Here is a 24,383-nt window from a genome sequence, read left to right as displayed (position 1 = left end):
CATCTCTGAGGGTATTCGCGCGCGGGACAGTATAAAGGGCTTACTGCGCTGGCGCTATGACGCTATTACGGCTCGAATGGCTGTCTCTGGAACTGATCGTGTCCGCACTCCGGGCATAACGGCAACACGTCCGGGGTATAGACCGCCAGCTGGAAATGACATTTTTCACATACCAGATTACCCAGCCCCACCACCTCGCCGCTGTGGTACACACCGTGATGATTAAGATCCTGGAACATTTCCCGCCATTCCAGCTGGGTTTTGTCGGTAATATCCGCCAGTTGCTGCCAGACGCTTTCCTTGATGACCCGCAGGAAGACGCTGTCCGTAACCTCATTTTGACTCTCATGGTAGCTCATCGCGAACTCCTCGAGATCGCGACGCACCGCTTTAATGAGCTCATCGATTTCGGTTCGCGTTAACTCCCCGGTTTGCGTTACCCGCACACGCGCCTGCTCGACCAGCGCGTCAATATCGCGATCGCCGTTGCGCAGTCGTTCCGTCAATGTGGCTACCAGCTCGCGATAAAATTGAGCAACCTTGTTCATCATTTCGTCTCCTGGGTCGTTAACTACCTCTAATAATAGACCTTATTTACGTAACGCTGTGTTGGGCTTTTCACAGACTCTGTAAATTCCTGCAAGCTTTTTACGCCGACGGCATGTGTGAAAGGCTGTTTTGGCGCGGACGTTTGGGCTATGCTATGCGGATCTCAATTATCACATCATACGGCTACCTTTGTAGCTATGAGCAAAACAGGACTACTGGCTGCCATGCAAGAGCAATATCGCCCGGAAGAGATAGAATCCAAAGTACAGCTTCACTGGGAAGAGAAGCGCACATTTGAAGTGACAGAAGACGCAAGTAAAGAGAAGTATTACTGCCTGTCGATGCTTCCCTATCCTTCTGGCCGACTACACATGGGCCACGTTCGTAACTACACTATCGGCGACGTTGTCTCCCGCTACCAGCGTATGCTGGGCAAAAACGTGCTTCAGCCCATCGGCTGGGATGCGTTTGGTCTGCCTGCTGAGGGCGCGGCAGTAAAAAATAATACCGCGCCAGCCCCGTGGACTTACGAAAATATCGCCTATATGAAAAACCAGCTTAAAACGCTGGGTTTTGGCTATGACTGGAGCCGCGAGATCGCGACCTGTACGCCGGAATACTATCGCTGGGAGCAGAAGTTTTTCACCGAGCTGTATAAAAAAGGCCTGGTCTATAAGAAAACCTCTGCGGTGAACTGGTGTCCGAACGACCAGACGGTTCTGGCAAATGAACAGGTTATTGACGGCTGCTGCTGGCGCTGTGACAGCAAAGTTGAACGTAAAGAGATCCCGCAGTGGTTCATTAAAATCACCGCGTACGCTGACGAGCTGCTTCGCGATCTGGATAACCTGGATCAGTGGCCAGACACGGTGAAAACCATGCAGCGTAACTGGATTGGTCGTTCCGAAGGCGTGGAAATCACTTTTGACGTAAACGGCTATGACGACACTCTGACCGTGTATACCACCCGTCCGGATACGTTTATGGGTGCGACCTATCTGGCGGTGGCCGCCGGCCACCCGCTGGCGCAGAAAGCCGCGGTCAATAATCCTGAGCTGGCAGCGTTTATTGAGGAGTGCCGCAACACCAAAGTGGCCGAAGCCGATATGGCGACCATGGAGAAAAAAGGTGTTGATACCGGCTTTAAAGCGATTCATCCGTTAACCGGTGAAGAAGTGCCGGTTTGGGCGGCTAACTTTGTACTGATGGAGTACGGAACCGGTGCCGTTATGGCCGTTCCAGGCCACGATCAGCGCGACTATGAATTTGCCTCCAAATACGGTCTGACCATCAAGCCGGTTATCCTGGCGGCAGACGGTTCTGCCCCGGATCTCTCTGAGCGGGCGTTAACGGAAAAAGGCGTGCTGTTTAACTCCGCCGAGTTTGACGGCCTGCCGTTTGAAGAGGCGTTCAATGCGATTGCCGACAAGCTGGCCGCTAAAGGCGTTGGCGTTCGTAAAGTGAACTATCGCCTGCGTGACTGGGGCGTTTCGCGTCAACGTTACTGGGGAGCACCGATCCCGATGGTGACCCTGGAAGACGGCACCGTGCTGCCGACGCCTGAAGATCAGCTGCCGGTTCTGCTGCCAGAAGATGTGGCCATGGACGGCATCACCAGTCCGATTAAAGCCGATCCTGAGTGGGCAAAAACCACCGTTAACGGTCAGCCGGCGCTGCGTGAAACCGATACTTTCGACACCTTTATGGAGTCATCCTGGTACTATGCGCGCTACACCTGCCCGCAGTACAACGACGGCATGTTGGATCCAGAAGCCGCTAACTACTGGCTGCCGGTTGATATTTATATTGGTGGTATTGAGCACGCTATCATGCACCTGCTCTACTTCCGCTTCTTCCATAAGCTGATGCGCGATGCGGGCATGGTGAACTCTGACGAACCGGCTAAACAGCTGCTGTGTCAGGGTATGGTGCTGGCTGACGCGTTCTATTATGTCGGCGCTAACGGCGAACGTAACTGGGTGTCGCCGAAAGATGCCATCGTTGAGCGCGACGAGAAAGGCCGGATCGTGAAGGCGTCCGATGCGGCGGGCCATGAGCTGGTATATACCGGCATGAGCAAAATGTCCAAGTCGAAAAACAACGGTATCGACCCGCAGGAAATGGTCGAGCGCTACGGCGCAGATACCGTTCGCCTGTTCATGATGTTTGCCTCTCCCGCCGACATGACCCTCGAATGGCAGGAGTCCGGTGTAGAAGGGGCAAACCGCTTCCTGAAACGTGTCTGGCGTCTGGTCTTCGAACATACGTCGAAAGGTGCAGCTGAGGCGCTGAACGTTGACGCCCTGAGTGACGATCAGCAGTCCCTGCGTCGTGATGTACACAAAACGATTGCCAAAGTAACAGATGATATCGGTCGTCGTCAGACCTTTAACACCGCGATTGCCGCTATCATGGAGCTGATGAACAAGCTGGCGAAAGCGCCGCTGGAAGATGCTCAGGATCGCGCATTAATGCAGGAAGCGCTGCTGGCCGTTGTGCGCATGCTCAATCCGTTCACCCCGCATATGTGCTTTACCTTGTGGCAGGAGCTGAAAGGCAAAGGCGATATCGATCATGCGCCGTGGCCGGTTGCTGATGACAACGCGATGGTCGAAAACACCACGCTGGTGGTCGTGCAGGTGAACGGTAAAGTACGTGGTAAAATTACTGTTGCGGTAGAGGCTACCGAAGAACAGGTACGTGAACGTGCGGGTCAGGAACCTCTGGTCGCAAAATACCTTGACGGCGTTACCGTGCGTAAAGTGATTTACGTACCGGGTAAACTGCTCAATCTGGTTGTGGGTTAAACGCGGGAGGAAGCGTGCGACATCTGGTTACTGTGTTGTTATCTTTGGCGGTGCTTGCCACCGCCGGTTGTGGCTGGCATTTGCGTAGCACTACGCAGGTGCCGACAACAATGAAAACGATGATTCTGGACTCAAGCGATCCTAACGGACCGCTAAGTCGTGCGGTACGTAATCAACTTCGTCTGAACGGCATTGACGTTGTGGATCAAAAAGAAACAACGCGGAAAGATATTCCGTCCCTGCGTCTGGGCGCGGCGTCCGTATCACAGGATACCGCGTCGGTATTCCAGAACGGTCAGACGGCCGAGTATCAAATGGTAATGGAAGTCAGCGCGTCGATGCTGATCCCGGGCCACGATATCTATCCAATCAATACCCGGGTCTATCGTTCATTCTTTGACAACCCACAGCGCGCGCTGGCAAAAGACGCCGAGCAAACGATGATCGTCAATGAAATGTACGACAAAGCCGCTGAACAGCTGATCCGTAAGCTGCCAAGCGTTAAGGTTGCAGATGAAGAAGAGAATAGTACTCCGACTTCCGCACCTGTTACCCCGACGTCAGGCCGCGTAACGACGACGCTGAGCAACTGATGATTCGGTTGTACCCTGAACAACTCCGCGCGCAGCTCTCTGAAGGGCTGCGCGCGGCGTATCTGATCCTCGGAAACGATCCGCTGCTGGTGCAGGAAAGCCAGGACGCGGTTCGTCAGGTGGCGGTAACGCACGGATTTGATGAGCATCACACCGTGACGCTTGATGCCAGTACCGACTGGAACGCCCTCTACTCACTTTGTCAGGCGATGAGCCTGTTTGCCAGCCGCCAGACGCTGACGCTGTTGCTGCCGGAAAACGGGCCTGGCGCGCCGTTTAACGAGCCGCTGTCGACGCTGGTCAGCCTGCTGCATGACGATTTACTGCTGATAGTTCGCGGCAACAAACTGACCAAAGCGCAGGAAAACGCGTCGTGGATCACCGCGCTGGCTAATCGCGCAGTGCTGGTCATCTGCCAGACACCCGAACAGGCACAGCTTCCGCGCTGGCTTTCCGCCCGCGCTAAACAGAATAACTTACAGATTGACGACGCTGCCAGCCAGCTGCTTTGCTACTGCTATGAAGGCAATCTACTGGCACTGTCACAGGCACTTGAGCGCCTCTCGCTTTTATGGCCCGACGGTAAACTGACACTGCCCCGCGTCGAGCAGGCGGTCAATGATGCCGCCCACTTTACCCCTTTTCACTGGGTCGATGCCCTGCTAACCGGTAAAAGTAAACGCGCGCTGCACATTCTGCACCAGCTACAGCTTGAGGGAAGTGAACCGGCTATTCTGCTGCGCACTCTGCAACGTGAACTGCTGATGCTGGTCAACCTGAAACGGCAGATGACGCATACGCCGCTGCGTTCGCTGTTTGATAAATACCGCGTCTGGCAAAATCGACGTGCCATGGTCGGGGAGGCGCTTAATCGCCTCAGTGAAGATCAGCTTCGCCAGGCCGTCACCCTGCTCAGTCATGCCGAGCTGACGCTTAAGCAGGATTACAGTCAGTCCGTATGGACCCGCCTTGAAAGCCTTTCTCTGCTACTCTGTCATAAGGCGCTGGCAGATATTTTCATCGACGAGTGATATGACCCGATTACAGGCCTTGTTTGGCGGCACGTTCGATCCTGTCCACTTCGGGCATCTTAAACCGGTGGAAACGCTGGCTACTCTCGTGGGCCTGGATCGCGCTATTTTGATGCCCAATAATGTTCCGCCGCATCGCCCCCAGCCTGCGGCAAGCGCCGCTCAGCGCACGAAAATGCTGGCGCTGGCGATTGCCGACAAACCGCTTTTTACGCTTGATGAACGGGAGCTTCGCCGCGATACGCCTTCGTGGACCTCGCAAACCCTGGAGGAGTGGCGTAAGGAGCAAGGCCCGGAGGCCCCGCTGGCCTTTATCATCGGTCAGGATTCGCTGCTGACCTTCCATACCTGGCATGATTACCCGACCATTCTTGATAACGCTCACCTGATTGTCTGCCGCCGTCCCGGCTACCCGTCGACGTTGCCCGACGCCGATCGTCAGGCCTGGCTGGAGCAGCACCTGGCGTCCGATCCACAGACGCTGCATCGTTTGCCGGCGGGAAAAATCTACCTGGCGCAAACGCCATGGTACAACATCTCCTCCACCGACATTCGCGCGCGGCTGGCAAACCAGCAATCCTGCCGCGATCTTCTGCCGGCGGCGGTAGAGGACTATATTCATCAGCAGGGCCTCTATCAGTGATTTTCACCTGACCCGGCACTCTGACCATTGACACGCTACGGCAGACTGCTATTCTCCGCGCCAGACTTTTCCCGCCCTTTAGCCCATTTGAAAATTGTTTTACAAAAATGGCGATGCATTCGTGAGCAAGGGGTGGGATGATAGCCCACTTTCAAAAACCTGCCCGGCGACATTTATCCCGATCATGCCTGGGTTTCAGGTATACTGGCAGGCTGTTTATTATTGTTAATCATCTCGTCCCCAGGGGGAACTCTTGCAGGGTAAAGCACTTCAGGATTTTGTAATCGACAAAATTGATGACCTAAAAGGTCAGGACATCCTTGCTCTGGATGTTAAAGGTAAATCCAGTATTACGGATTGCATGATTATTTGTACCGGCACTTCTACCCGTCACGTGATGTCTATTGCCGACCACGTTGTGCAGGAATCTCGCGCTGCGGGTATGCTGCCGCTTGGTGTAGAAGGTGAAAACTCTGCCGACTGGATCGTCGTCGATTTAGGCGATGTGATGGTTCACGTCATGCAGGAAGAGAGCCGTCGCCTGTATGAACTGGAAAAACTCTGGAGTTAATGCGTGAAGCTGCAACTGGTGGCCGTCGGCACGAAAATGCCAGACTGGGTGCAGGCCGGATTCACAGAGTATCTGCGTCGCTTTCCCAAAGATATGCCATTCGAACTGGTGGAAATTCCTGCCGGCAAACGTGGTAAGAATGCGGACATCAAACGTATTCTCGATAAAGAGGGCGAGCTGATGCTGGCCGCGGCGGGCAAGAATCGCATTGTGACTCTCGATATCCCCGGTAAACCCTGGGATACGCCGCAGCTTGCCGTAGAGCTTGAGCGCTGGAAGCAGGACGGTCGCGATGTCAGTCTGTTGATTGGTGGACCTGAGGGGCTTTCCCCTGCCTGTAAAGCCGCAGCGGAACAAAGCTGGTCCCTCTCCGCACTGACGATGCCCCACCCTCTGGTTCGGGTACTGGTTGCTGAGAGCCTTTATCGGGCGTGGAGTATTACCACTAACCACCCCTATCACCGCGAGTAATGATGATCAGAGTAGATTAAGCAGCGGATGAAACTACAGAATTCTTTTCGCGACTATTCGGCTGAGTCCGCGCTGTTTGTGCGCCGGGCGGTGGTCGCCTTCACAGGGATTTTGCTGCTTTCCGGCGTGCTGGTTGCCAATCTCTATAATTTGCAAATTAATCGTTTTACCGATTATCAAACCCGTTCCAATGAAAACCGCATTAAGCTGGTGCCCATCGCTCCCAGCCGCGGCATTATTTACGATCGCAATGGTACGCCGCTGGCACTTAACCGAACGATTTACCAGGTTGAGATGATGCCGGAGAAGGTGGATAACGTACAACAGACGCTTGATGCGTTACGGGGCGTGGTCGATCTTAACGATGAAGACATCGCTAATTTCAAAAAAGAGCGCAGCCGCTCCCACCGTTTTACCTCTATTCCGGTAAAAACTAACCTGACGGAAATACAGGTCGCCCGCTTTGCGGTAAATCAGTATCGTTTTCCCGGTGTCGAAGTTAAAGGCTATAAGCGTCGCTATTATCCTTACGGCTCTGCCTTAACGCACGTTATCGGCTATGTGTCGAAAATCAATGATAAAGACGTTGAACGGCTTGATAAAGAGGACAAGCTGGCGAATTACGCCGCCACGCATGACATCGGTAAGCTGGGTATTGAGCGTTATTATGAAGACGTGTTGCACGGTCAGACCGGCTATGAAGAGGTTGAAGTTAACAACCGCGGCCGGGTTATTCGTCAGTTAAAAGAGGTTCCGCCGCAGGCCGGACACGATATTTACCTGACTATCGATCTCAAGCTTCAGAGTTATATTGAAACCCTGCTGGCGGGAAGCCGGGCGGCAGTGGTGGTAACGGACCCGCGCAGCGGCGATATTCTGGCCCTGGTTTCCATGCCGAGCTATAACCCTAACCTGTTCGTTGACGGCATTTCGAGCAAAGATTACTCTTCGTTGCTTAACGATCCGAATACGCCGCTGGTCAACCGCGCTACCCAGGGCGTTTACCCTCCTGCATCGACGGTGAAGCCGTATGTCGCAGTCTCAGCGCTCAGCGCCGGTGTGATCACCCGCAATACCAGCCTGTTCGATCCCGGATGGTGGCAGCTCCCCGGTTCAGAAAAACGCTATCGTGACTGGAAAAAATGGGGTCACGGCCATCTGAACGTGACGAAATCACTGGAAGAATCGGCAGATACCTTCTTCTACCAGGTCGCCTACGATATGGGGATCGACCGCCTGTCCGAGTGGATGGGGAAATTTGGCTATGGCCATTATACCGGTATCGATCTTGCTGAAGAACGCTCCGGCAATATGCCAACGCGCGAGTGGAAGCAAAAACGCTTTAAAAAGCCCTGGTATCAGGGTGACACCATTCCGGTCGGTATTGGCCAGGGTTACTGGACGGCAACGCCTATCCAGATGAACAAAGCGATGATGACCCTGATTAACGACGGCGTAGTAAAAGTGCCCCACTTCCTGATGAGTACGATGCAGGACGGTAAGCAGGTGCCGTGGGTACAGCCCCAGCAGCAGCCGGTCGGCGATATTCACTCCGGCTACTGGGAAATTGCCAAAGACGGGATGTACGGCGTTGCTAACCGCCCTAACGGCACCGGCCATAAATATTTTATGAACGCGCCGTATAAGGTCGCCGCGAAATCCGGTACGGCTCAGGTCTTTGGCCTGAAAGCCAATGAAACCTATAACGCGCATAAAATTGCCGAGCGTCTGCGCGACCATAAGTTGATGACCGCCTTTGCGCCTTATGATAACCCACGCGTTGCGGTGGCGATGATTCTGGAAAACGGCGGCGCAGGTCCGGCTGTCGGAACAATTATGCGCCAGATCCTCGACCATATTATGCTCGGTGATAACAACACTGAACTGCCTGCAGAAAACCCGGCGTCGACGGCGGCGGAGGACCAATAACATGACCGATAATCCAAATAAAAAGTCGTTCTGGGATAAAATCCATATCGATCCAACAATGATGCTTATTATTCTGGCGCTGCTGGTATACAGCTCGCTGGTTATCTGGAGCGCCAGCGGCCAGGACATCGGCATGATGGAGCGTAAGGTCGGTCAGATTGCTATGGGCCTGGTGATGATGGTGGTCATGGCGCAAATACCGCCCCGGGTTTATGAAGGCTGGGCACCCTACCTCTATATCTTCTGCGTCATTTTACTGGTTGCCGTGGATGCATTTGGTGCCATTTCTAAAGGTGCACAGCGCTGGCTGGACCTGGGTATTGTGCGCTTTCAGCCGTCGGAAATTGCTAAAATCGCCGTGCCGCTGATGGTTGCCCGCTTTATCAACCGCGACGTGTGTCCGCCGTCGCTGAAAAATACCGCCATCGCGCTGGTGCTGATTTTTATGCCTACCCTGCTGGTGGCGGCGCAGCCCGATCTCGGAACGTCTATTCTTATCGCGCTTTCAGGGTTATTTGTGCTGTTCCTTTCCGGTTTAAGCTGGCGACTGATCGGGATTGCGGTACTGCTACTGGCAGCCTTTATACCTATTCTGTGGTTCTTTCTGATGCATGATTACCAGCGCCAGCGCGTAATGATGTTGCTCGATCCGGAAACCGATCCGCTCGGCGCAGGCTATCATATTATACAGTCGAAAATTGCCATCGGTTCCGGCGGCCTGCGCGGCAAAGGATGGCTGCACGGCACGCAGTCACAGCTTGAATTCTTGCCCGAGCGCCACACCGACTTTATCTTTGCGGTACTAGCAGAAGAACTCGGTCTGGTAGGCTTTCTGGTTCTGCTGGCGCTCTACGTGCTGCTGATCATGCGTGGATTGTGGATCGCTGCGCGGGCGCAAACCACGTTTGGCCGGGTGATGGCCGGTGGACTGATGCTGATTTTGTTCGTTTATGTGTTTGTAAATATTGGTATGGTGAGTGGTATCTTACCGGTGGTGGGGGTTCCACTGCCGCTGGTCAGCTACGGGGGATCAGCCCTGATCGTACTCATGGCCGGGTTTGGTATCGTTATGTCGATCCATACTCACAGAAAAATGTTGTCAAAAAGCGTTTAAGGGGTGAGCAATGCGTAAGCAATGGACAGGGATCTGCATCGCAGTCGGGCTGCTTTCGGCTTGTACAGATCCGGTGAATCAGCAACAAAATGTCGCTGCGCCGCAGCCTGCAGTCTGTAATGGTCCGATGACAGAAATTAGCGGGGCTGAGCCGCGCTATGAGCCTCTGAACGCAACGGTTAATCAGGATTATGAACGCGACGGTAAAAAATACGCCATCGTTCAGGACCCGTCCCGCTTTAGTCAGGCCGGGCTGGCGGCTATTTATGACGCCGAGCCGGGCAGTAATCTGACGGCGTCAGGCGAAGCATTCGATCCCACGCAGCTGACTGCCGCACATCCGACGCTGCCCATTCCCAGCTATGCGCGCATCACCAATACTGCGAATGGCAGAATGATTGTGGTGCGGATTAACGATCGCGGTCCGTACGGCAACGATCGGGTAATTTCGCTTTCCCGCGCGTCGGCCGACCGCCTGAATACCTCGAACAATACCAAAGTCCGTATTGATCCTATTATCGTCGCCCCGGACGGTTCCCTTTCCGGTCCGGGTATGGCCTGCGTCACTGTGGCAAAGCAAACCTATGCGCTGCCAGAACGTCCTGACCTGAGCGGCGGAATGGGTAGCGCCTCCTCTGCCCCGCAGGCAGTGCAGCCGACGGACGGCAATGTCAGGGCGATCAGTAATGACACCCTACAGCCTGAAGATGGCGGTGCCGGCGCGCCGGTGAAAAGCAGCGGCTTCCTCGGCGCACCAACCACGTTAAGTTCCGGCGTGCTGGAAACCAGTGAACCGACGGCGCCTCCGGTGGCGACGCAGCCTGCGATTGTTCCGCCTTCGCAATCTGCACCGGTAAGCGCACCGGGCAATATGGCTACGCCAGCACCTGCGGCAACGCCAGCACCTGCCGCAACGCCAGCACCAGCGGCCAGCGGTAATTACGTGGTGCAAGTCGGTGCCGTCAGCGATCAAGGGCGTGCGCAGCAGTATCAACAGCGCCTTGCTCAGCAATTCTCGGTCCCTGGCCGGGTTACGCAAAACGGTGCAGTATGGCGTATCCAGCTGGGTCCATTCAGCAGTAAAGCTGAAGCCAGCGCCCTGCAGCAGCGTTTACAACGCGAAGCACAGCTCCAGTCATTTATTACTGGCGCTAACTAACTACGTTGGCATCTGACATTGTCAGCTTATGTAAATGACATTAACAAAGTCATGCGCAATCTCAGATGCCGGTTCATATAGCTTTTGCTATAGTGGGACACTTTTTTAACTCCATCACGGATGTCGTTTTTCTGACCATGAAGACCACTTTCTCCGTTCGTTCCGTGCAGCGCCTCGCGCTCACCTCAGTATTGTCCATTGCCACGCTCGCTTCTGCCGCGCATGCCGATGATTTAAATATCAAAACCATGATCCCAGGCGTTCCGCAGATCGATGCAGAATCTTATATCCTGATCGACTACAACTCAGGTAAAGTTCTGGCAGAGCAAAACGCTGACTCACGACGCGATCCGGCGAGCCTGACAAAAATGATGACCAGCTATGTCATTGGACAGGCGATGAAAGCCGGTAAGTTCAAAGAGAGCGATCTGGTCACCATTAACAACGATGCCTGGGCTACCGGAAACCCGGTATTCAAAGGTTCATCCCTGATGTTCCTGAAACCGGGTATGCAGGTTCCGGTTTCTCAGCTTATCCGCGGTATTAACCTGCAATCCGGTAACGATGCCTGCGTGGCGATGGCCGATTTTGCTGCGGGCAGTCAGGATGCATTCGTTGGCCTGATGAACAGCTATGTTGGTGCTCTGGGACTGAAAAATACCCATTTCCAGACGGTTCACGGTCTGGATGCTGACGGTCAGTACAGCTCAGCACGTGATATGGCAATGATTGGTCAGGCGCTGATCCGCGATGTACCGAACGAATACACCATCTATAAAGAAAAAGAATTTACCTTTAACGGCATCCGCCAGACTAACCGTAACGGTCTGCTGTGGGATAACAGCCTGAACGTGGACGGGATCAAAACCGGTCACACAGACAAAGCGGGTTACAACCTCGTGGCCTCTGCTACAGAAGGTCAGATGCGTTTGATCTCCGCGGTAATGGGTGGTCGTACGTTTAAAGGTCGTGAAACAGAAAGTAAAAAGCTGCTCACCTGGGGTTTCCGCTTCTTTGAAACCGTAAACCCGCTGAAGGCCGGAAAAGAATTCGCCTCTGAACCTGCATGGTTTGGCGACAGCGATCGTGCGTCACTCGGTGTGGATAAAGATGTCTATCTGACTATTCCGCGTGGCCGTATGAAAGATCTCAAAGCCAGCTATGTTCTGACTACGCCTGAGCTGCATGCCCCAATGCAGAAAAATCAGGTCGTCGGCACTATTAACTTCCAGCTGGATGGCAAAATCATTGAACAGCGCCCGCTGGTGGTGCTTCAGGAGATCCCGGAAGGGAATTTCTTCGGTAAAATCATTGATTACATTAAATTAATGTTCCACCACTGGTTTGGTTAATATTTAACCTATTGAAAAACGGGATTACGTCCCCATATACTATTCATCCTGATAACTCCCATTACGATGGGAGTTATTCTTTTTTGTTACGCCGGAGCTGACATGAAAACCAAACTGAACGAACTGCTGGAGTTTCCAACCTCTTTTACCTACAAAGTAATGGGTCTGGCGAAACCTGAGCTGGTGGATCAGGTGGTCGAAGTGGTACAGCGCCATGCGCCCGGTGACTACTCTCCACAGATAAAACCGAGCAGCAAAGGCAATTACCACTCGATCTCAATTACCATCAATGCAACGCATATTGAGCAGGTTGAGACGCTTTATGAAGAGTTGGGCAATATCGAAATTGTCCGCATGGTACTGTAAGTCATTCAGTTACCCGGTACTCACCGGGTAACCCCCCCTCCGCTATGTTATAATCCCCGGCATCCCGATACCGTCTACCCCGGAGATACCGTTTTGCTTCAGGACACCCTCCTTATTCGCCACCTCGGTCTTCAGCCCTATGAAACCGTCTCGCAGGCGATGCACGACTTTACCGATACGCGCGATGAAAATACGCCGGATGAACTCTGGCTGGTTGAGCACCCGCCGGTATTTACTCAGGGCCAGGCGGGCAAAGCCGAACACTTGTTGGGTACCGGCAATATTCCCGTTATTCAGAGTGACAGAGGGGGTCAGGTTACCTATCACGGTCCGGGCCAGCAAATAATGTATGTCCTGCTCAATCTGAAACGCCGTAAGCTTGGCGTTCGTGAACTGGTCACTCTGCTGGAGCAAACTGTCGTGAATACCCTGGCCGAGTTCAATATTGAGGCTTATCCAAAAGCCGATGCGCCGGGCGTTTACGTCGGTAACAAAAAAATCTGCTCTTTGGGCCTGCGTATACGCAGAGGGTGCTCTTTTCACGGCCTGGCGCTGAATGTTGCAATGGATCTCACGCCCTTTCTGCGTATTAATCCTTGCGGATATGCTGGCATGGAAATGGCTCAGGTAAGTAGCTGGGTGGCCGATGCCACACCGGATTCGGTTTCACCGGTATTAGTGGAGCAGTTTTTAGCGTTGCTAAACAATCCACAGCATAAATATATCACTACTTAACTGATTAACTGCGGCGGAGTAATATTTGGCTCTCCGCCCCCGCTTTCCCCGCTTTTTTCTTTACAACCCCCTGAACTTTCTATATTTTCATTTCGCCTGTTTTGCTTTAATTATTAATGTGTTAGGAAGAAAAAGCGTGAGATGAGCCTTTGCGCAGAGATTTTTATCGTGATTAAATCGCCAGTAACCTTATAATATTTAAGATAAATATCATTTTCCCCTGCGATAATTGAGACGATAATAACAACGAGATCAGCATCAACTATCATTCATACAATGAATGAATTATGGAGCCTAAGCGTGGATTACAACGATCTGCCAGAAAAACGAATAAAACCATTGCGTGAGGATGATAACCCGCAAATATTCCGCACGCTCCGAAATATAGACCTTAACCTGCTGACTATTTTTGAAGCGGTGTATGTGCATAAAGGGATTGTTAACGCAGCAAAAATTTTGAATCTGACGCCCTCAGCTATTAGTCAGTCGATTCAAAAGCTGCGCGCCATATTTCCCGATCCCCTTTTTATTCGTAAAGGCCAGGGCGTTACGCCAACGGCCTACGCCAGTCATCTTCATGAGTATATTAGCCAGGGGATGGAGTCAATTCTGGGAGCGCTGGATTTAACTGGCAGCTACGATAAACAACGTACAATTACGATTGCCACCTCATCTTCTATTGGCGCGCTGGTCATTCCCACCATTTATAAAGCGATCCGGGAAAAATTCCCTCAGTTGCTGTTACGTAATATTCCGGTGACGGATGCCGTAAATAAATTGAGTCAGTTTCAGGCCGATTTAGTTATCGACAGTTATGTTATGACCGCACGTGCGCTGGCCCACCACGTTTTATATACCGATAAGCTGGTGCTGGTATGCCGCGAAAATCATCCCGCTCTGCAACAGCCGCTGGACATTGAAAAGCTGCGCCAGTTTGAGCACACGCTGTTAATGGTTGATGGACAGAACCACGGCGATCTGCGTAAGCGCCTTTATGAACTGTTTCCGGATCGGCAAATAAGCTTTAGCAGTTACAATCTTTTCACTATTGCAGCCCTGCTGGCTGAGAGCGATCTGCTGGGTCTGATGCCCGAGCGCATTTACACCCTTTTTGCCACCTGCTGGCCGCTGCGCACCATTGACTATGCGCCATTAAATGATGAAAAGTTAGAATTTTCATTACATTATAATAAATTAAGCCTTCGCGACCCTGTTTTACAGGATGTCATAAACGTGATTCGTCAGGCTTTTTAACGTTCCTGCGTTAAAAAAAATCGCCAACTTCCGCCAGGGCATGTGAACAAAAACAACAACTATTTCACAAATTGCTGTCCTGGCAGGCTGCTTTCACCCTGCCATCAATGGTATACTGCGTAGCGTTCATTCAAAAATAGTTGATAAATACGACATTTCATTGAATAGAAACCATTTCTCCTCGTTATCCGCAACTGGAACACGCATGCTATGAGTAAACCCATTGTGATGGAACGCGGCGTTAAGTACCGCGACGCCGATAAAATGGCCCTTATCCCGGTTAAAAACGTCGCTACCGAGCGTACAGAGATGTTAAGAAAGCCGGAATGGATGAAAATCAAACTCCCGGCCGACTCCTCTCGTATCCAGGGTATCAAAGCGGCAATGCGCAAAAACGGTTTGCACTCCGTCTGCGAAGAAGCCTCCTGCCCGAATCTTGCAGAATGCTTTAACCACGGTACGGCAACGTTCATGATCCTCGGCGCTATCTGCACCCGTCGCTGCCCGTTCTGCGATGTTGCTCACGGCCGCCCGGTTACGCCAGATGCGAACGAACCGCAGAAGCTGGCGCAAACTATTGCTGATATGGCGCTGCGTTATGTGGTTATCACTTCCGTGGATCGCGATGATTTACGCGACGGCGGCGCGCAGCACTTTGCCGACTGCATTAGTGCGATCCGTGAAAAAAGCCCGACCATTCGCATCGAAACGCTGGTCCCGGATTTCCGTGGCCGTATGGATCGGGCGCTGGAAATCCTTAATGCAACGCCACCTGATGTGTTCAACCACAATCTGGAGAACGTGCCGCGCGTTTATCGTCAGGTGCGCCCCGGCGCAGATTATAACTGGTCCCTGAAACTGCTGGAACGCTTTAAAGAAGCGCATCCGGAGATCCCGACCAAATCGGGTCTGATGGTGGGTTTAGGTGAAACCAATGCTGAAATCATCGAAGTGATGCGCGACCTGCGTCGTCACGGCGTGACAATGCTAACGCTTGGCCAGTATCTGCAACCGAGCCGCCATCACCTTGCCGTACAGCGTTATGTCAGCCCGGATGAGTTTGATGAAATGAAAGCTGAAGCGCTGGCGATGGGCTTTACCCACGCGGCTTGCGGACCGTTTGTTCGCTCGTCCTACCATGCCGATTTGCAGGCGAAAGGACTTGAGGTCAAATAAGCGAGATACACTCGCTTACATTTGCCCTAAAAAAACCGGCCATCTGATGTGCCGGTTTTTTTTTTCGCAGGCCTTCGCGTGCGCTTAATCTTTATGCGCGATCCGTTCTGCCGTAACGTCGCCTTCCACGGTTTTCTTCGCCGTCGCGTCATCGTCGTTCATGGCTTTTTTGAAGCCCTTGATGGCCGAACCAAGGTCTCCGCCCAGCGTACGGAGTTTCTTCGTACCAAACACCAGGATAATCAGTGCTGCCACGACCAGCAGTTTGGTAATGCTTATCTCACCCATAAATACCTTCTTCAAAAAAACAGGCTGCGTAATACGCCACAAAAACCAGAGTCTATTAACGGACATTTGCGGCGCGGACACAATAACAATCTGTAACAAGGTGAATCAAGCTCTGTTTAAAAAAACGTCATAATAGTTGCGGAGGCGCAAACTTTCGGTTGGCTAATACCGGTAACTTGTCACGATACTGCTGAATAGTCGCCCTGTCAGCCTGAGCAACAAGTAACTGAGGCGTATCATCGGCTCCCGCCAGCGTTATGCCAGAAGGGCTTATAATACGACTCTGACCGATATTTTTATTGCCGCACTCACCGGCCGCGACCATATAGCAGGTCGTGTCCAGCGCCCTGGCCGCCAGCAATGTTGCCCAGTGATGCTCCTTCAGCGGCCCGCGAACCCAGGCGGCCGGAAGAACCAGTATCTCTGCGCCCTGAAGCGCATGGGCGATAGCCAGCTCGGGAAACCGCAGATCGTAGCAGGTCATCAATCCGATTCGCATACCCGCAACGTCAATCAACGGCGGAATAGCATTACCGGCGTCAACGCGGCGTGACTCCTGAATAGCAAATGCATCGTAAAGATGTAATTTGGCGTAATGGGCAATAATCTCGCCTCTGCGCAGGGCCACCAGCGTATTAACCGCCCTGCCGGGCGCTGAAGGCACATGCAGGGTCAGAATGGTGGTCAGCTCGTTGTGCCGGCTCTCTTCGCGCAGCAGGGCCAGAAACGGGCCATTAAGGGGCTGAGCCGACGTTACGGATAAATAAGGATCGTCGTCGTGGCGTGCCAGCAATGCTTCTGGCAATACCAGTAATGCGGCCCCCTGACTGGCAGCCTCAGCCATCAGGTTTATACTGATCCGCGCGTTTGTTTCCCACTGCGGCGTAACGGCAAACTGTCCGGCACTAATAATCATATTCACTCCCGGGTTCCAGCAATGCGATGCTGGCGTTACACTGGCGTCTTTATTATCAAATAGCAGGTATTGGCTGTGTTACAAGTCCTGATGGCCGTATTTATCGGCGGAGGTACCGGCAGCGTATTACGCTGGTGGCTGGGAATGAAATTTAATCCACTGCATCATGCGATCCCGGTCGGCACGCTAACCGCCAATCTACTGGGCGCATTTATCATCGGCGCAGGGCTGGCGTGGCTTAATCGGCTAACAGATATCGATCCGGTCTGGAAACTGCTCATCACTACCGGCTTTTGCGGGGGGCTGACCACGTTTTCAACGTTTTCGGCAGAAGTGGTGTTTCTGTTACAGGCTGGCCGTTTTGGCTGGGCGCTGTTAAACGTGGCGGTTAATCTGTTCGGCTCTTTTGCGATGACGGCCTTCGCCTTCTGGCTATTTTCCACCGCGGGCGCACGCTGAGATTTTCAGGACGAAAAAAAACCCGCCGTTGAGCGGGTTTTGAATTCATGCTGTCGTTGAACTTACAGAGCAGTTACGTTTGCAGCAGAAGGGCCTTTGGCACCGTTAGTGATTTCGAACTCTACACGCTGACCTTCAGCCAGAGTTTTGAAACCATTGGTCTGGATAGCGGAGAAGTGTACGAATACATCTTTGCTGCCATCTTCCGGAGTAATGAAACCGAATCCTTTGGACTCATTAAACCACTTAACGTTACCTTTAATCTTAGACATCAAAATTACCTTTACATGAAAAAAGGACACAAATGCTGTGTCGGGTATCAGTACAACAATTGTAACGCGATTTGTCCAGTCCAACTGTGCGAAAAAGTGATAAAAATCGTTAACTTTTTTAAGTACATCACATTATTCGTACTTTAGCGTTTACTGGCGTATTGTTGCATGCCAGACCCGCCTGTAACCGCATTTAAAACTGAAAACGCAGCCAGGCAAAGTAGACGTTACCGTTATTGTAGGTTCCGGGAATGTATGTCATCTGGAAGGTCGCAGGGCCGTAGCCTATTGATGCCAGCGGCAGGACAAGCGGCACCGGAACGTAATACCAGTTATCCCGGGCGGTAAATCCTGCCGTATAGCCGAGGCCCAGACGGAAGTTGTCATCGGCCAGCGGCCGCCAGATTTTCTCCCAGCCGTAGCCGCCGATCGGTTCAATTTTATTATTGGAATCTTTAAAAGCCATAAAGTAAAGGCCGTGCCAGTTGCCTTTCTCATCCCAGCGGGACTGACCAAAACCAGCTCCCCACGGACGTTCGTTATAGCGATCCGTTTTCTCTTTATCGTAGGCAAACCGGGCATGCCAGGTGATCGCCGGGATATACAGATCGTAATGCTGCGGCTGCTGCCAGGTTTCAGCGACGTTATCGCTGATAATGGTATATCCGTCGCGGATCATCGTGCCGATTGGCGCTGCTGAGGCCGCAGGCAGAATAAAAAACAGAATAATAAAAAGACTTTTTAAATTGTTCACTTTCCTAACCACACTTACTAATTCTTGACCAGCTTAATACAGGTTATCTAAATACCCGCTTAATGAAAACGGATTATTCACTGAATTTATCGAATCATTATAGCGCGCCCCGCCGGGCGCAGCCTGATTATTTTCTGTGATGCAGCAACTTATATACCGCCGGAATAACCAGCATGGAAAGCAACGGCGCGGTGAGCATTCCGCCGATCATCGGCGCCGCAATACGGCGCATAATCTCTGACCCGACACCGCTGCCCCACATCACCGGCAAAAGCCCGAGCATAATGGTCGCGACTGTCATCACTTTGGGACGCACGCGGAGTACGGCCCCGTCATGAATGGCCCGCAGTACGGCGGCATTTCCACCCGCTGGTTCAAGGCGATGATATTTATCCATCGCATGATTAAGATAGAGCACCATAATCACGCCGAATTCTGCCGCCACACCGGCCAGTGCAATAAAGCCGACTGCTCCGGCCACCGATAAGTTATAGCCTAATAACCACAATAACCATACGCCACCGATAAGCGAAAATGGTAGCGTTCCCATTATCAGCAGCACGTCGGAAATACGGCGAAAGGTGAGCCATAACAGCACAAAAATAATCATCAGCGTCACCGGCAGGACTATTTTTAGTTTAGCACTGGCCCGCTCCAGATATTCAAATTGCCCTGACCAGGAGAGCGTGACGCCCTGCGGCAGTTTGACCTGTCGGGTCACCTGCTGCTGCATCTCATCGACAGCGGATTTCAAATCGCGATCGCGCAGATCGACATAGATCCAGTTTGACAGCCGGGCGTTTTCGCTTTTTAGCATTGGCGGACCGTCATTAATCGTGATTGTCGCCAGATCGCCCAGCGTCACCTGCCCGCCGCTGGCCGTCAGTACCGGCAGCATCCGCAGCTTGTCGAGGTTATCCCGCAGTTCACGGGGATAGCGCACATTGATGGGATAGCGTTCACGGCCCTCAATGGTTTGCCCGATATTATCCCCGCCCACCAGCGTTGCCACCAGCGATTGCAGTTCCTGCACCGGGACACCATACCGCGCCGCCTGCATCCGGTTGATGTCGATATCGACATAGCGCCCACCCGCCAGACGCTCAGCCAGCGCGGAGGTCACACCTGGAACCGTTTTCACCACCTGTTCAATGTGCCGGGCGACCTGCTCAATATCGGCGATATTATCGCCATTGACCTTGATCCCCACCGGGCTTTTAATGCCCGTCGCCAGCATATCAAGACGGTTACGGATTGGCGGAACCCAGACATTAGCGATGCCCGGGATCGCCACAGTACGATCAAGCTCGGCAACCAGCTTTTCCGGCGTCATGCCGCTGCGCCACTGGTCGCGGGGCTTAAAGCGGATGGTAGTTTCCAGCATGGTTAACGGGGCGGGATCGGTTGCCGACTCCGCCCGCCCGGCTTTACCAAATACGCTCTCGACTTCCGGCACGCTTTTGATCAACCTGTCCGTCTGCTGTAGCAGTCGGGTCGCCTCACGCACCGAGATCCCCGGCAGGGTCGAAGGCATATAGAGCAAATCGCCTTCATCCAGCGGGGGCATAAATTCGCTGCCCAGCCTGCTGATCGGCCAGAGCGTGGCGAGCAGCAGAATACAGGCCAGCCCCAGCGTTGCTTTTGGCCGCTGAAGTGCGCGATCCAGCAGCGGTTCATAAAGGCGAATCAGCCAGCGATTAAGCGGATTCGCTTTCTCATCCGGGATCGTGCCGCGAATAAAATAGCCCATCAGCACCGGTACAAGGGTGATGCCAAGACCGGCCGCCATCGCCATCGACCAGGTTTTGGTGAAGGCCAGCGGCGAAAACATTTTTCCCTCCTGCGCCTGGAGGGAGAAAACCGGAATAAACGACAGAGTAATAATCAATAAACTACAAAACAGCGCAGGGCCAACCTCGATGGCCGCCTGCTCGCACACTCGCCAGTAATCAGCGCTCTCCGGCTGGCGATCGGGATTATCATGACGCCACTGCTCCAGCGTTTTATGCATATTTTCGATCATCACGATGGCGGCATCCACCATCGCGCCGATGGCAATTGCAATGCCTCCAAGCGACATAATATTGGCATTAACCCCCTGATAGTGCATCACCACAAATGCCCCCAGAATCCCCAACGGGAGAGAGACAATGGCTACCAGCGCCGAGCGGAAATGGAACAGGAACAGCGTACAAACGGCGGCCACCACCAGAAACTCTTCAAGCAACTTGTGACTGAGCGTTTCAACCGCGTGTTCAATCAGCGTTGAGCGGTCATATACCGGAACAATATCGATCCCGGCAGGCAGCGTTTGCTTAAGCGCCTGAAGGCGGATTTTGACCGCGCGAAGGGTCTCCAGCGCGTTCTCTCCGTAGCGCATCACGATGATGCCGCCGGCCACCTCTCCTTCCCCGTTCAGTTCGGCCACGCCACGGCGAATTTCCGGGCCAATGCGTACATCGGCGACATCAGATAGCATCACCGGCACGCCTTCACGGCTGGCGATCACCACCTGACGGAATGCGGTCAGATCCTGGAGATAGCCGCTGGTGCGCACCATATACTCAGCCTCCCCCATTTCAAGCAGCGCCCCACCGCTCTCCTGGTTTGCCGCTTTCAGCGCCGTCACCAGCTGCTGATGTGTGATATTCAGCGCCCGCATCCGGGCCGGATCCGGAATGACCTGGTACTGCTTCACCATGCCGCCGACGCTTGCCACTTCTGATACGCCGGGCACCGTTTTGAGTTCATAACGCAACGTCCAGTCCTGAAGCGCGCGCAGATCGGCCAGGCTGTGCGTTCCGCTGCGATCGACCAGCGCGTATTCGTAGATCCAGCCTACACCGGTGGCATCCGGACCCAGCGCTACCGTAGCCCCTTCGGGCAGCTGTGCCTGAGTCTGACTCAGATACTCCAGCACTCTGGCCCGCGCCCAGTACAGATCCACGCCCTCATCGAATAAGACGTAAACGTACGCATCGCCAAACATGGAATAGCCACGCACGGTTTTAGCTCCCGGAACCGAAAGCATGGAGGTGGTCAGCGGCCAGGTCACCTGATCCTCAATAATCTGCGGGGCTTTTCCCGGATAGCTGGCGCGAACAATCACCTGCACATCGGACAAATCCGGCAGCGCATCCAGCGGCGCACGCTGTACCGCCCACAGCCCCCAGACCGCCATGCCAATGGCCGCAAGGATCACCAGCAGCCGGTTACGCAGCGAAGCACGGATAACAGCAGCAATCATTTCATTTCCTCCCCGGCCGGCATCAGGTGCACAATGGTGGCGCCCTGCCTGTCATCAAGCGTAAAGCTGAACATCACGTTATCGCCGACGTTAATTCCGCTGACCGGCGCACCGAGCGCAAATTCCATGGTCATTGCTCCCCAGTTCAGTTCCGGCACCGGCTGGTGCGCCAGCGTGATGGTAGTCGTGTCCAGCGCGGTAACCGTGCCGGTAGTTTGATAGCTTTTCACCGCCACCGGTTCCGGTAGCGTGCTGCGCAGACTGGCTTCAGAATCGATCAGGAATTGTCCGGACGTGACAACCCGATCGCCCTCTTTTAGCCCGTGCCTGATTTCAGTCCAGCCTCCGGCGGTCACGCCAGTCGTTACGCTGGCAGCACTAAAGTGACCCGTGCCGTCCGTGAGCACGACCCGGCTGGCGCTGCCGGTGGCGATAATTGACTCTTCCGGTACGGCTAATACCGGTGTTTTTTGCAGCGAAACGGGGGAGCGCCTGATGGTTAAAAACATGCCCGGCTTGAGTTTTTGATGGCGATTTTCCAGCACGATGCGCGCCCGTAATGTGCGGGTAGTGGTTTCAAGCTGCGGTAACAACTCGCTGACGCGGCCGTGGAATTGCTCCCCGGGCCAGCTATCAGACAGTGCCGTCATCTCGCTGCCAGGCGTTAATATCGCAGCCTGTGTAGGCGAGTAATCAACAATCACCCACACCGGATCAAGCGAGGCCAGTTCAAACAGCGGGGCCATAGCCGCCACCTGCGCCCCTTCGCGGGTCTCCAGTTTTGCTACATAACCCTCCTGCTCTGCACGCAGCGTCATACGGGTTTGCGGCTGTCCGCTGCGCTCCAGCTCGCGGATCACCGCCGGAGGCATAAATTGCACGGCCAGCCGCTCGCGGGCGGCGCGGGTCAGGGCCGGATCGCCCAATTGCCGTACGGCCAGATACTCCTGCTGAGCGACCGTCCAGTCCGGGATCCACAGCTGCGCCAGCGGCTCACCGGCGCTGATCCGCTGCTGAGGCGCACGAACGAACAGTTTTTCCACCACCCCTGACGCCGGCGCGGGAATAATTCGCACGCTACGCTCGTCGGTAGTGACCGTGGCAAACGCGGAAAAATCGGCTGACAACGACCGCTTTTCCACAGTCGCCACTTTCATACCCAGATTCTGCTGCTGCGCGGCGCTAATCGTCACGCCACCGTCGGCAGGCGTTTCATCGGCATAGCGCGCTACCAGCGGCATATCCATAAAGGGTGACTTGCCGGGCTTATCAAAACGCTGGTCGGGTACCATGGGATCGTACCACCAGAGCACCTTGCGCTCGCCGGATGAAGCAGGCTGTGCCGCAGAAGATGACGTCTGTCGTCCGGAATAAAAGCCGATGGCGGCAGCCATGACGGCCACCATAACAGCTGCCAGTATGCCTTTTATCATTGTGTTATCTCCTGAGGGATCAGCCAGCGGATCGCCGCCCAGCTGCGGGCCAGCTCTTTTTCTGCCTTAGTAGCTGCCAGTTCAGAGGTCAGCAGATCGCGGCGTGCGCCAAGCACGGAGGAGAGCGTTGATCGCCCGGCACGATACTGGGCCATCAGCAGGTTCAGCCTGCGCTGCTGTAAGGGAACAACGTTATCGCGCTGGCGTATCCAGAGCGTCTGAGCAGCATGATAGCGGGCAATCAGCGCACTGAGTTCAGCGGTATGCTCCCGGGTAATTTGTGCCATACGATCGTTAGCCTGCATCGCCAGCGACACATCGGCTGCGTGATCGTTGTCCTGTCGGCGCGACTGAAATAAAGGCAGGTCAACGGTAAACATCACCCCGGCCATATCGTCGTACCCTTCCGCGCGGTGGGCATAGTAAATTTCTACGTCCACATCCGGGATCGCCGCTATCGCCGACTGCGCAGAACGCGATTTCGCGGTGTCCGTCTCGCGTGCGGCAGCAATGATTTCAGGATGCAAAACGATGCCATCCCGCAGCGTATTCTCGTCGGCAGGTAAGCGCTGGTAGGGAGGCAGCGCCCCGGCAATCGCCGTCACGTCCTCACCGGTAAGCTGTAGCAGCCGGGCGCGTGCCAGCTGTACATCAAGACTGGCCTGGGTGACCTCATCGCGCAGGGCGCTGAGGGTTAGTTGCAACTCAGGCACGCTGTCGGGCATAGCGCTGCCGCTACTCACGCTGACGGTCTGGGCCGGCTGCTGGCGGGCGGTTTCGGCTACCGCCCGGCGCGCGGTGGCCAGTGCTTTTTCAGATAACGCCAGCTCAAGCCATGCCCCGGCGGCATCGCGCTGGAGAGCGGCCTGAATCACGGCGGACTGCGCGGTCACGCTGTGCGCCTGCGCCTCCAGGGTCAGCGCTTTACGCTCGCGCTTCTCACGACTGACGTAGCGCTGCATCACGCCAACTCGCTGCATTGTCATCCCTTCCCGGGTGACGCGACGGTGATTACTGCCCTGCACGGGCAGATTCTCAAGGCCAAATTTAAGCTGCGGATCGGGCAGTTCACGGGCGGAATTTGCCATCGTCTGCAGCGCGCGGGCCTCATTGTGACTGGCAGAAAGTCCGGCAGAATAGCGCCAGGCGGCGGCCAGGGTTTGTGGGAGGGTCAACGACTCTGCCTGGGTGGCCACGGAAATCAGGCTGAGCAACGCCCCGCCGAGCCACAGGCTCAGCAAAGAATGTTTCATACGATCTCCGG

23 protein-coding genes are annotated in these 24,383 nt (G+C 54.1%); 15 read left to right on the top strand and 8 right to left on the bottom strand.

Translation table 11 applies throughout. From position 1 onward, the window contains the following. Nucleotides 1–65: 65 nt before the first annotated feature. Entirely contained in the window at nucleotides 66–548 is a 483-nt protein-coding gene (locus AC791_RS08390; protein WP_049841571.1) for a zinc ribbon-containing protein, read from the bottom strand. A 225-nt stretch (nucleotides 549–773) separates the two neighbouring features. On the opposite strand from AC791_RS08390, the gene leuS reads away from it, so the two are divergent. The 14 genes from leuS to lipA all read left to right on the top strand — a co-directional run bounded on the left by leuS (nucleotide 774) and on the right by lipA (nucleotide 15,750). Then, on the top strand, nucleotides 774–3,356 hold the full coding sequence (leuS, locus tag AC791_RS08385) for a leucine--tRNA ligase (RefSeq protein ID WP_049840015.1): 2,583 nt from the start codon (nucleotides 774–776) through the stop codon (nucleotides 3,354–3,356). Between the two features lie 14 nt (nucleotides 3,357–3,370). Then, on the top strand, nucleotides 3,371–3,949 hold the full coding sequence (lptE, locus tag AC791_RS08380; protein WP_049840014.1) for an LPS assembly lipoprotein LptE: 579 nt from the start codon (nucleotides 3,371–3,373) through the stop codon (nucleotides 3,947–3,949). Then, complete coding sequence (gene holA / locus AC791_RS08375; RefSeq protein ID WP_049840013.1) at nucleotides 3,949–4,980, top strand: DNA polymerase III subunit delta; 1,032 nt, start codon at nucleotides 3,949–3,951, stop codon at nucleotides 4,978–4,980. The genes lptE and holA overlap by 1 nt, the downstream gene beginning before the upstream one ends. A gap of 1 nt (nucleotide 4,981) precedes the next feature. Continuing rightward, a complete protein-coding gene (nadD, locus tag AC791_RS08370) occupies nucleotides 4,982–5,623 on the top strand; it encodes a nicotinate-nucleotide adenylyltransferase (protein ID WP_049840012.1) in 642 nt (213 codons plus the stop codon). A 253-nt stretch (nucleotides 5,624–5,876) separates the two neighbouring features. Beyond that, complete coding sequence (gene rsfS, locus AC791_RS08365; protein WP_049840011.1) at nucleotides 5,877–6,194, top strand: ribosome silencing factor; 318 nt, start codon at nucleotides 5,877–5,879, stop codon at nucleotides 6,192–6,194. 3 nt (nucleotides 6,195–6,197) lie between these two features. Beyond that, nucleotides 6,198–6,665 carry a 23S rRNA (pseudouridine(1915)-N(3))-methyltransferase RlmH gene (rlmH, locus tag AC791_RS08360; protein ID WP_049840010.1) on the top strand — a complete coding sequence of 156 codons (468 nt, stop codon included), beginning with the start codon at nucleotides 6,198–6,200 and terminating at the stop codon, nucleotides 6,663–6,665. A 27-nt stretch (nucleotides 6,666–6,692) separates the two neighbouring features. Beyond that, entirely contained in the window at nucleotides 6,693–8,594 is a 1,902-nt protein-coding gene (gene mrdA, locus AC791_RS08355) for a peptidoglycan DD-transpeptidase MrdA (RefSeq protein WP_049840009.1), read from the top strand. A gap of 1 nt (nucleotide 8,595) precedes the next feature. After that, complete coding sequence (mrdB, locus tag AC791_RS08350) at nucleotides 8,596–9,708, top strand: peptidoglycan glycosyltransferase MrdB (RefSeq protein ID WP_049840008.1); 1,113 nt, start codon at nucleotides 8,596–8,598, stop codon at nucleotides 9,706–9,708. A gap of 10 nt (nucleotides 9,709–9,718) precedes the next feature. Continuing rightward, complete coding sequence (rlpA, locus tag AC791_RS08345; RefSeq protein ID WP_049840007.1) at nucleotides 9,719–10,867, top strand: endolytic peptidoglycan transglycosylase RlpA; 1,149 nt, start codon at nucleotides 9,719–9,721, stop codon at nucleotides 10,865–10,867. Between the two features lie 137 nt (nucleotides 10,868–11,004). Then, nucleotides 11,005–12,219, top strand: a complete 1,215-nt coding sequence (gene dacA / locus AC791_RS08340; protein WP_049841570.1) for a D-alanyl-D-alanine carboxypeptidase DacA — start codon at nucleotides 11,005–11,007, stop codon at nucleotides 12,217–12,219. A gap of 102 nt (nucleotides 12,220–12,321) precedes the next feature. Next, complete coding sequence (ybeD, locus tag AC791_RS08335) at nucleotides 12,322–12,585, top strand: DUF493 family protein YbeD (protein ID WP_049840006.1); 264 nt, start codon at nucleotides 12,322–12,324, stop codon at nucleotides 12,583–12,585. 93 nt (nucleotides 12,586–12,678) lie between these two features. Next, on the top strand, nucleotides 12,679–13,320 hold the full coding sequence (gene lipB / locus AC791_RS08330) for a lipoyl(octanoyl) transferase LipB (protein WP_049840005.1): 642 nt from the start codon (nucleotides 12,679–12,681) through the stop codon (nucleotides 13,318–13,320). Between the two features lie 300 nt (nucleotides 13,321–13,620). Continuing rightward, on the top strand, nucleotides 13,621–14,574 hold the full coding sequence (locus AC791_RS08325; RefSeq protein WP_049840004.1) for a YbeF family transcriptional regulator: 954 nt from the start codon (nucleotides 13,621–13,623) through the stop codon (nucleotides 14,572–14,574). A gap of 210 nt (nucleotides 14,575–14,784) precedes the next feature. Then, a complete protein-coding gene (gene lipA / locus AC791_RS08320) occupies nucleotides 14,785–15,750 on the top strand; it encodes a lipoyl synthase (RefSeq protein ID WP_049840003.1) in 966 nt (321 codons plus the stop codon). A gap of 84 nt (nucleotides 15,751–15,834) precedes the next feature. Here lipA and tatE read toward each other — a convergent pair whose 3' ends face one another. Both tatE and AC791_RS08310 read right to left on the bottom strand, forming a co-directional pair. Then, complete coding sequence (gene tatE / locus AC791_RS08315; RefSeq protein ID WP_049840002.1) at nucleotides 15,835–16,038, bottom strand: twin-arginine translocase subunit TatE; 204 nt, start codon at nucleotides 16,036–16,038, stop codon at nucleotides 15,835–15,837. 127 nt (nucleotides 16,039–16,165) lie between these two features. Then, the gene (locus tag AC791_RS08310) at nucleotides 16,166–16,954 is read right to left on the bottom strand and encodes a deaminated glutathione amidase (RefSeq protein ID WP_049841569.1); all 789 of its coding nucleotides are present in this window, start codon (nucleotides 16,952–16,954) and stop codon (nucleotides 16,166–16,168) included. A 75-nt stretch (nucleotides 16,955–17,029) separates the two neighbouring features. Here AC791_RS08310 and crcB point away from each other — a divergent pair, with 75 nt between their 5' ends. Then, complete coding sequence (crcB, locus tag AC791_RS08305; protein WP_049840001.1) at nucleotides 17,030–17,413, top strand: fluoride efflux transporter CrcB; 384 nt, start codon at nucleotides 17,030–17,032, stop codon at nucleotides 17,411–17,413. Between the two features lie 62 nt (nucleotides 17,414–17,475). Here the strand turns inward: crcB and cspE are convergent, their stop codons facing one another. The 5 genes from cspE to AC791_RS08280 all read right to left on the bottom strand — a co-directional run bounded on the left by cspE (nucleotide 17,476) and on the right by AC791_RS08280 (nucleotide 24,372). Beyond that, nucleotides 17,476–17,685: a transcription antiterminator/RNA stability regulator CspE gene (gene cspE, locus AC791_RS08300; protein WP_000034826.1), complete on the bottom strand. Its 210-nt coding sequence runs from the start codon at nucleotides 17,683–17,685 to the stop codon at nucleotides 17,476–17,478. Nucleotides 17,686–17,878: 193 nt separating this feature from the next. Next, complete coding sequence (gene pagP / locus AC791_RS08295; protein ID WP_416202303.1) at nucleotides 17,879–18,397, bottom strand: lipid IV(A) palmitoyltransferase PagP; 519 nt, start codon at nucleotides 18,395–18,397, stop codon at nucleotides 17,879–17,881. 169 nt (nucleotides 18,398–18,566) lie between these two features. Beyond that, nucleotides 18,567–21,686, bottom strand: coding sequence for an efflux RND transporter permease subunit (locus AC791_RS08290; RefSeq protein WP_049840000.1), 3,120 nt, complete (start codon nucleotides 21,684–21,686; stop codon nucleotides 18,567–18,569). Beyond that, the gene (locus AC791_RS08285; protein WP_049839999.1) at nucleotides 21,683–23,119 is read right to left on the bottom strand and encodes an efflux RND transporter periplasmic adaptor subunit; all 1,437 of its coding nucleotides are present in this window, start codon (nucleotides 23,117–23,119) and stop codon (nucleotides 21,683–21,685) included. Before AC791_RS08285 ends, AC791_RS08290 begins: the two co-directional genes overlap by 4 nt. Beyond that, complete coding sequence (locus AC791_RS08280; protein ID WP_049839998.1) at nucleotides 23,116–24,372, bottom strand: TolC family protein; 1,257 nt, start codon at nucleotides 24,370–24,372, stop codon at nucleotides 23,116–23,118. Before AC791_RS08280 ends, AC791_RS08285 begins: the two co-directional genes overlap by 4 nt. Nucleotides 24,373–24,383 lie beyond the last annotated feature (11 nt).

The sequence above is a fragment of the Klebsiella sp. RIT-PI-d genome, assembly GCF_001187865.1.
Taxonomy (GTDB): domain Bacteria; phylum Pseudomonadota; class Gammaproteobacteria; order Enterobacterales; family Enterobacteriaceae; genus Superficieibacter.
This window is presented reverse-complemented; position numbering and strand designations above follow the sequence as displayed.